This is a genomic window from Paenibacillus sp. 01T422 (assembly GCF_056398785.1).
Window position 1 is genome coordinate 1 of the sequence record NZ_JBFTQB010000568.1, and the last position, 8465, is coordinate 8465.

At 45.6% G+C, this 8465-nt stretch carries 7 protein-coding genes; 5 read left to right on the top strand and 2 right to left on the bottom strand.

The features are described from left to right. A partial coding sequence (locus AC1DUA_RS26035) for an iron ABC transporter permease (RefSeq protein ID WP_477502532.1) occupies positions 1 to 1706 on the bottom strand: 1706 nt, incomplete at its 3' end. Beyond that, positions 1703 to 2755: an ABC transporter substrate-binding protein gene (locus AC1DUA_RS26040; protein ID WP_477502533.1), complete on the bottom strand. Its 1053-nt coding sequence runs from the start codon at positions 2753 to 2755 to the stop codon at positions 1703 to 1705. The genes AC1DUA_RS26040 and AC1DUA_RS26035, both read right to left, overlap by 4 nt. On the opposite strand from AC1DUA_RS26040, the gene leuC reads away from it, so the two are divergent. The 5 genes from leuC to AC1DUA_RS26065 all read left to right on the top strand — a co-directional run. Then, complete coding sequence (leuC, locus tag AC1DUA_RS26045; protein ID WP_477502534.1) at positions 2714 to 4135, top strand: 3-isopropylmalate dehydratase large subunit; 1422 nt, start codon at positions 2714 to 2716, stop codon at positions 4133 to 4135. The genes AC1DUA_RS26040 and leuC overlap by 42 nt on opposite strands. A gap of 27 nt (positions 4136 to 4162) precedes the next feature. Then, the gene (leuD, locus tag AC1DUA_RS26050; RefSeq protein WP_477502535.1) at positions 4163 to 4768 is read left to right on the top strand and encodes a 3-isopropylmalate dehydratase small subunit; all 606 of its coding nucleotides are present in this window, start codon (positions 4163 to 4165) and stop codon (positions 4766 to 4768) included. 242 nt (positions 4769 to 5010) lie between these two features. Beyond that, complete coding sequence (locus AC1DUA_RS26055) at positions 5011 to 6522, top strand: N-acetylmuramoyl-L-alanine amidase (RefSeq protein WP_477502536.1); 1512 nt, start codon at positions 5011 to 5013, stop codon at positions 6520 to 6522. 69 nt (positions 6523 to 6591) lie between these two features. Beyond that, on the top strand, positions 6592 to 7002 hold the full coding sequence (locus AC1DUA_RS26060) for a GerMN domain-containing protein (protein ID WP_477502537.1): 411 nt from the start codon (positions 6592 to 6594) through the stop codon (positions 7000 to 7002). A 29-nt stretch (positions 7003 to 7031) separates the two neighbouring features. Continuing rightward, a partial coding sequence (locus AC1DUA_RS26065; RefSeq protein WP_477502538.1) for an S-layer homology domain-containing protein occupies positions 7032 to 8465 on the top strand: 1434 nt, incomplete at its 3' end.

Below are 8465 nucleotides of genomic sequence, written 5' to 3' on the forward strand. Positions count from 1 at the left end.
CGGCGGCCAAGCAGCCAAGCGACTGGCAATAGGATAACCATCGCCACGCTCAATTGGGAGAATTCCAACCAACCTCTGGCATACGTGCTCCCAGCCAACCAAGTTAGTGCGGGAGCAGCGCCAAGTTTGGATTTAATAATCAGGAATTGAATAACAGCCGATCCAAGTGCAKATATGGCGATGCCGACAAGAATTAGAACGAYTGGATTCAGCCCTTTTTTCCATGCAAGCACATACACACTGCCGGCAGAGAGGAGTGCGCCAGCCATCGCGCCGACCGGCACCCACATCCCCGAAGCCGTTGGCCAAAGGGTGAGTACGAGAAGTGCTCCCATACCAGCTCCTGTCGTAACACCCACAACAGAAGGATCGGCCAGCGGATTGCGAACGGCGCCTTGCATCATGGAGCCGGCAATTGCAAGGGAAGCTCCAGCCAGTGCGGCAACTAGCACACGAGGCAAGCGTAAGTTAAGGATGACATTGCTGGACATCTCGGGACCGCCTCCCGATAGAACCGCAAGGACGTCTGAAAAGGGAATTTTCAAAGCTCCGGCAGATAAACCGGTCAGAATAAGTGCAAGCAGCGAAGCGGAACAAAGCAAAATAAGTACAGGATACGGAATTTTGCTGCCGATGAAGCCAACACCCATCGTGGAGCCGCTATCGGATGATGATTGCATCTTAGAGCCTCGAACAGCAAGCCAAATCAGCCATGGTGCCCCAAGGACGGCGGTGACGGACCCAGCAGGAAGCTCGCCAAGCGTGCTGCGAAACATTTTGGCTATCGTATCCGCCGAAATCAGCACAACCGCGCCCCAAATTGCGCTCCCTGGAATCAAGAACCTATGACGTCTAAGGCCGATCAATCTTATCAGATGAGGGGCGATGAGCCCAACAAAACCAATTGGACCAACAACACTAACCGTCACTCCGGCCAGCAAAATGGCAGCAGCAAGCGCAAAAAAACGGATCAAATTCACATTTTCCCCTAAAGAAACGGCTGTATCTTCATTAAGTTCTAGCATATCCAGCTTCTGACTGAACAAAAGAGCTGCAATTAGCCCAATCGAAACCCAAGGAAGAGCGTAACGGACGCCAAGCCAATCATTCTGTCCTAATGCGCCTGAGCCCCACATAAACAGACCGTTGGTCTCATTCTCGTACATAATCTGCAGACCACTTGTAAAGGCAGAGAGGACTAGTGAAACGATCATCCCTGCCAAAGCCATGCGCAGCGGGGTGCTTTTACGCCCCCCTGACATGAAGTAAGCCATGACTGCCGCACCGCATGCGCCAATAAGTGCTAGTAGCAGCGAATGATCCGACCTTAAGCTAGGGAAATAAACCGCTGCAAGCACGATGATAAAATAAGCCCCTGCATTTAATCCCAGTGTTGAAGCAGAGGCAAGCGGATTGCGGGTAACTGTTTGGAGCAGCGCGCCGGCAACTGCAAGCGAAGCTCCAGCCAGAAGGCCGATGACTGCTCGCGGCAAGCGAAGCCCCCGAACCATATGGTGGTCGGGGGTATCTTGTGGATTTAGCAATGCGTTCACGATGGTATGAACGGTAATGTGGGCTTCTCCCTGCGTGATGTTCAGGAACAGGACCAAGAGCAGAGCCAGAAAGCCTCCTCCAAAAACGAAAAGTGCTTTCCATGTCGTTTGCTGATGTTTAAAAGGATCTGATTTTAGTTGGATTTGGTTCATTTGGTTAATGCGTTAGCTGCCAATTCGGCAAACACTTTCGCGGACAATGGACCGCCGAAGGTCCAAGTGTTGCCAGGCAGTTTGTAGGTTCTGTTTTCTTTTACAAAGGAAAGGCCTTTCCAAACGGCATTATCTTTGAGTTGTTTCTCGAATACATTATCGTTATCTTGAACGATATAAATAAAGTTGGCGTTTTGCACGACAGGCAGCGCCTCTACGGAAGCTGTCGAGTAGCCATACAATTCAAATTTATTGGCTTTAAACACGTTCTTTAATCCGATACGCTGAAGAATTTGAATAACCATGGAGTTGTCTAGGAACATACGAAGATCTGCGTTATTTTGATTGCTGAAAGCTTGTGTTAATGCGATTTCAGCGCCTTCTTTTTTAGCAGCGGCAAGCTTAGCTTTCGTATCGGTATATGTTTTTTGCAAATCGGCAAGAACTTTTTCGCCTTCCGCTTTTTTGCCTACAACATCAGCAATTGTTTTAAAGGTCTTTTCCATCTCCGCGTATTGGTCGCCTTTTCCCTCAGCAGGGTAGGAGTTGAAAACGATAGTAGGAGCAATTTTTTTAAGTGCTTCATAGTTTTTACTTGAACGAAGAGTGCTCGTTATAATGAGATCAGGCTTGAGACCTGTAATGGTTTCTAGGTTAGGTTCTTGACGTGTTCCTACATCAACTACAGAAGCATCCAAAGATGGCGTTACGTTAACCCAATTTGCATAGCCTTTTTTATCAGCAGACCCGATAGGTTGAATACCAAGGGCGAGCAGATCTTCTGCATATGCCCATTCTAGAGTTACGACACGTTTAGGAGTACCTTTAATTTCAGTCGTTCCAAGTTCATGTGTAATGCTTTTGACAGTGTCGGCAGCAGCCGTAGCAGCAGCTGTAGGCTTTTCTGAAGCAGCCGCACTTGGTGAAGGTGTTGAACTGGATGTACTAGCGGCATTCCCGCAAGCAGCAGTAAGGAAAAGCAGGATAATGACAAGAGGTGACTGGATATGAGTAAAAAGACGATGTTTGAGAAAATCTGGGATAATCACGTAATTAACCAGGAAGAAGGCAAACCAAGCGTTATCTATATTGACTTGCAGTTGGTGCACGAAGTAACATCACCGCAAGCATTTGAAGGACTTCGCTTATCGGGTCGTAAAGTTCGTAGACCCGACTTGACTTACGCAACGATGGATCACAACGTTCCGACGAAAGACCGTTTCAATATTACGGATCCTATTTCTAAGCAACAAATTGATACACTTTCACAAAACTGCCGTGACTTCGGCGTTACATTGTTTGATCTTGACAGCATCGACCAAGGTGTCGTGCACGTTATGGGTCCTGAACTTGGTCTAACGCATCCAGGTAAAACAATCGTTTGCGGCGATAGCCACACATCGACACACGGTGCTTTCGGGGCGCTTGCGTTCGGTATTGGTACAAGTGAAGTTGAGCACGTTCTTGCAACGCAAACACTGCAACAATCCAAAGCCAAAACACTTGAAGTTCGCATTACAGGCAACTTGAAACCGGGTGTAACAGCGAAGGACTTGATCCTTGGTGTTATTGCGAAATATGGTACGGATTTTGCGACTGGCTACGTTATCGAGTATACAGGCGAAGCGATTCGCAGTCTTTCCATGGAAGAGCGTATGACGGTATGTAATATGTCCATCGAAGGCGGAGCTAGAGCAGGATTAATTGCTCCAGACGCAACGACTTTCAACTACCTGCGTGGTCGCGAGTATGTGCCTCAAGGCGCTGATTTCGATGCAGCAGTTGCTGAGTGGTCCAAGTATGTAACGGACGAAGGCGCAACGTACGACTGGGTACTTGAGTTTGACGCTGATACCTTGATTCCGCAAGTAACTTGGGGAACTAGCCCGGGTATGGGTACAAGCGTTACTGCTCTTGTTCCAGATCCACAAAGCTTTGAAACCGAAAATGAACGTAAAGCAGCTGAAAAAGCGCTTGAATATATGGATTTAACACCAGGAACACCAATGACAGAGCTGAAAGTTGACTATGTTTTCATCGGTTCTTGTACGAATGGACGTATCGAAGATCTTCGCGCAGCTGCGAAAATCGCTCAAGGATACTCTGTTGATCCTAGCGTTACAGCTATCGTAGTACCAGGATCCGGCCGCGTAAAAATTCAAGCTGAAAAAGAAGGCCTGGACAAAATTTTTACAGCTGCGGGCTTCGAATGGCGTGATGCAGGCTGCAGTATGTGTCTAGCGATGAATCCAGACGTTCTGCAACCAGGACAACGTTGTGCGTCGACTTCCAACCGTAACTTCGAAGGTCGTCAAGGCCGCGGTGGACGTACGCATCTCGTTTCCCCAGCGATGGCTGTTGCTGCAGCGGTCAAAGGTCATTTCTATGATGTTCGTGATTGGGAAATTAAAGAATACCAACAAGCTTAATTTTGGCTGATTAAGGAGAATGAAAACATGGAAGCTTTCAAACAACATACAGGTCTAGTCGGTCCTGTGGATCGTGTCAATGTAGATACAGATGCAATTATTCCTAAGCAATTTCTTAAAAGAATTGAGCGCTCCGGTTTCGGTCAATTCCTTTTCTTCGAATGGAGATGGGATGAAGCGGGTAACGTGATTGAGAACTTTCCTTTAAACCAAGATCGTTTCCAAGGCGCTTCCGTTTTGCTCTCCAGAGCGAACTTCGGCTGCGGATCTTCCCGTGAGCACGCGCCTTGGGCGATTCAAGATTTTGGCTTCCGAGTCATCATCGCACCTTCTTATGCGGATATTTTCTACAACAATTGCTTCAAAAACAGCATTTTGCCAATTAAGCTTTCGGAAGAACAAGTTGATGATTTGTTTGCCCGCACAGCACAGCATGAAGGCTACAAGCTAAATGTTGATCTTGAGAACAACAAACTTACAGACGACTATGGTCTGGAAATTTACTTTAACATCGACGAGCACCGTCGTCAGTTTTTGCTGCAAGGTTTGGATGATATCGGTTTAACACTCCAGCATGAAGACAAAATTACGGCTTACGAGCAAGCTCACGCTAAGCGTTTGGCTTATAAATAAGTTCGGGTCGAAGACGCATCTCTATGGGGACTCCATAGGATGCGTCTTTTTTTTGTTAATTTATTATGCAACTTTTGGCAGTTTCTTACGTCTAATAGATTACTAGATTGTCGAACGGACGGGGGTTTTGCTGTCGGGCTAAGTGACTAATTTGAGATAAAGGACAATTGCTGCTAGGTTTTGAGAGACAGAGGTCTCATTTTTGTGATTACGACTATAATTCCGACAATATATAGAGGTGAATGATGAAATTTCCTGCATTTTGTTTTATGCTGCTGGTTTCTGTGATGCTGCTTCCTACTACGGCATTGGGGGCAGAAGCTCCTAATGTCATTAAGCTCTTTTTGAACGAAAAAAGATTAGTATCAAATGAAGTTCAACCTCGCATTATTAGTGGCAATACAATTGTGCCCGTGCGAATAATCGTTGAAGAAATTGGCGCTAAGGTAACATGGGATGAAGCCACAAGCAAAGTAACAATCGTCAAAGATGATGCAAATATTCAGTTGACTATCAATAGCAAAACGGCGCTGATTAAGGGTAAAAAGGAAGTCATGGAGGTTGCTCCGATCATTGATAAGGGCAATACGATGCTGCCGCTCCGTTTCATTGGACAGCAAATGGGTATTGAATTTACATGGGACGCATCCACTTCTTCCGTTCATATGTTCAAAAAAGACGAGAGCGATTCCAAACCAGTAACAGGTCCGGTTGATGTCGTAGATGGCAAAACGCCAATAACACCGCCTACAACAACGCCGCCTACAACAACACCAACCAATCCAACAACACCAACCAATCCTGTCAAACCAGGGGAAGGGACTGGAACTGGGACTGGCTCTGGGACCGGTACAGGTACTGGTACCACCATACCGGATCCGAATGTTCATTTGGTGCAATCAATCGTGTTGTCCGATAAGGATTTAACAGTGACGGCCAAGGACGGTTCGCTTGTACCGACGACGATGAAATTAGCCAATCCGAATCGGATTGTATTAGATTTCCCTAACACAGTTTTAGATGAGCCTCTCAAGAAACTGCTTGTCAAAAATGCGGGAGAACTGACTTCGAAGCATCCGCTGGTCGAGAAAGTCCGCTTTTCCAATTTTAACGATAACCCAGCTACAGTAAGAATTATTCTGGATTTGAAAAGCACCGCTGATTTTAAGGTTCAGCCTTCCAAGTTAGCTAATCAATGGCAAGCTACAATTGCCGAACATCAGTTGACTGTCGTTATTGATGCCGGTCACGGCGACAATGATCCTGGCGCATTATCCATAACTGGCAGACATGAGAAGGATTTTACATTGTCTATGGCGAAGAAAGTAGAGCAACTTCTCCTTCAGGACAAGCGTCTTAATGTTTTGATGACTCGTTCCGATGATACGTTCATTCCGCTGGATGACCGTGTATCTTTTGCTAATAACATTCAATCGGACCTTTTCTTATCTATTCACGGTAACAGTGCTAAGGCTACGGTATCCGGCACAGAAACGTACTACAACAGACCGGAAAGCGCAGCTTTTGCGAATGTCATTCACAAATATGCGATACCGGCAATAGGGTTCCCTGATCGCAAAGTGCGCGAAGCTGATTTTAGAGTCATCACGAAAACGACCATGCCAGCCGTTCTGCTGGAAGTGGGGTACTTGTCTAATAAGAACGATGAAACTGCGATGTATAAGGATGCGTTCCAGGACAAGTTAGCCTCTGCTCTCGTTGCTGCTATCAAAGAATACTTGAACCTCAAATAGGAGGTAAGAACTCTAATTTTTTGGCTACGATGCTAGTTTTGCTATGCAAAACGCGAAGGAGTGTATGAAATGACCCAAACAAGACGCTTTATTCAAGGGGCACTTCTTGTGAGTGCTATTACATTGTCTATAACTGCCTGCGGTCAAAAAAACCAGTTGATAAGCGGTAGTGCTCTGTATGGAGCTGCCCTAAATGCACTTAAGAAAAGTGATGATCCTAAAGCCATCCCTTTATTTGATGACTTGAAGTTTACAAGTTCAGCTTTTGATAAAACCAAAGGGGAGTTAAAAGTTGATCTTACTTTTGGTCCCAAAACGCAATTGGGCGCCCCTGGGGAAGAAATGTTTTTGCAAGCATTGAAGAAAACAGCTTTTCAATTTCCAGAAGTAAAAAGCTTATACATCCTGAAGGATGGGAAACAAGTAGACAGCTTAATGGGGCATCTGGAGCTTCCCTACCCAATCAAACGACCTAATTAAATGGAAGAGCAGAGGAGTTAATAAGAGTGATGAGAAACAAGAAGTTGGCAAGCGCAATCTTAAGTTCATTAATTGTAACAAGTTTAGCTGGTACGCCGGCTCTGGCCGCTGGGACCGTGAATGGAACCTCAACAAATAACGTAAAACTTTCTTTCCCGGATGTAAAATCAGATTATTGGGGAATTCGGCATATTTCGAAATTGGCTTTGGAGGGAATCATCGAAGGTTATGAAGATGGTGCCTACCGTGCTGAAAACTCGGTTTCCCAGCAGGATGTGCTGATTATGGCAGTCCGCATGATGGGCTTGCAGGATGAAGTCAATAATATGACATCAACAACTGTTTTTCCTGATTTCATGCTTGTTGATAGTTATGCAAGGAATTATGTAGCTGTAGCGCTTCAAAAAGGATTAATTACGAACGAAGAAGAGAAAGAAAGAAGCTCGAGCGATAAGTCCAAAGAGAAGTGGGGACAGCGTCAAGCATCAAGAGAATGGGTAGCGGAGATCGTTATTCGGGCAATTGGCCAAGGTGCCTTCGCCCAAAGCTTATCCCAAACACAAACGACATTTAACGATAATAGCGCCATCAGCTCTACATCGCTTGGATATGTGAATGCTGCGGTTGCGTTGAAAGTTGTTGATGGCTTTGAAGACGGGACGTTCCAGCCGAAAGGTGCGGTTACTCGTGCACAAATGGCTGCCTTCTTAAGCCGCTCGCAGAAAGATCTGGCATCTTTGCCGACGCATGCCAAAAAAGGATACTTGACGACCCTCACAAGCGGCACGATTGGACTTATGGACAAAGAGGGCAATACAAGTACATATAAGCTCTCTCCAAACACAGTCTTTTACGGAAACAAAAATGATACGGCGATCGATCCCAAAGAGCTTCAAGAAACCTATGAGGTTTCAATCGTTGAAGTGAATGGTGTTGCTTACTACGTAGAAATTATTAAAGACGAACTGCAGTTGGACATTAAAGAAGGTAAGTTGCTCAAATTGAACATGAGCACCATGAAAGCTACATTGGATGATTTTGAGAGCTATGATTTTGCTCCGGATGTAGCAGTAACCGATTCGGAAGGTCGCGGCCTCAGCCTTGGTGACATTGTAACTGGCAGTACAATTCAATTGCGCAAAAGCAAAATTGTCAAAACGGACAAATATACATCTATCATCGTAAAACAAGTGCCCGTGAATAAAACGGCCAATGGAGCTATTCAAAACCTGAACAAAGACGCCGCACAAATTACGCTGCTGGATACGGAATCAGGTCAACCTGAATCTTACAGTTTCTCTTCTGCTTTGCTTATCACTTCTACGGATAACAGCTTGGCAGATCTGAATTCATTACACATTGGCGATGTCATCGAATATACGATTAAGAATAGTGAAGTTGTGAAAATTGCTGTTAAGAAGCAAGCGGATGTTGGTGTTAGCATTGAGGGGACTTTTAAAGAG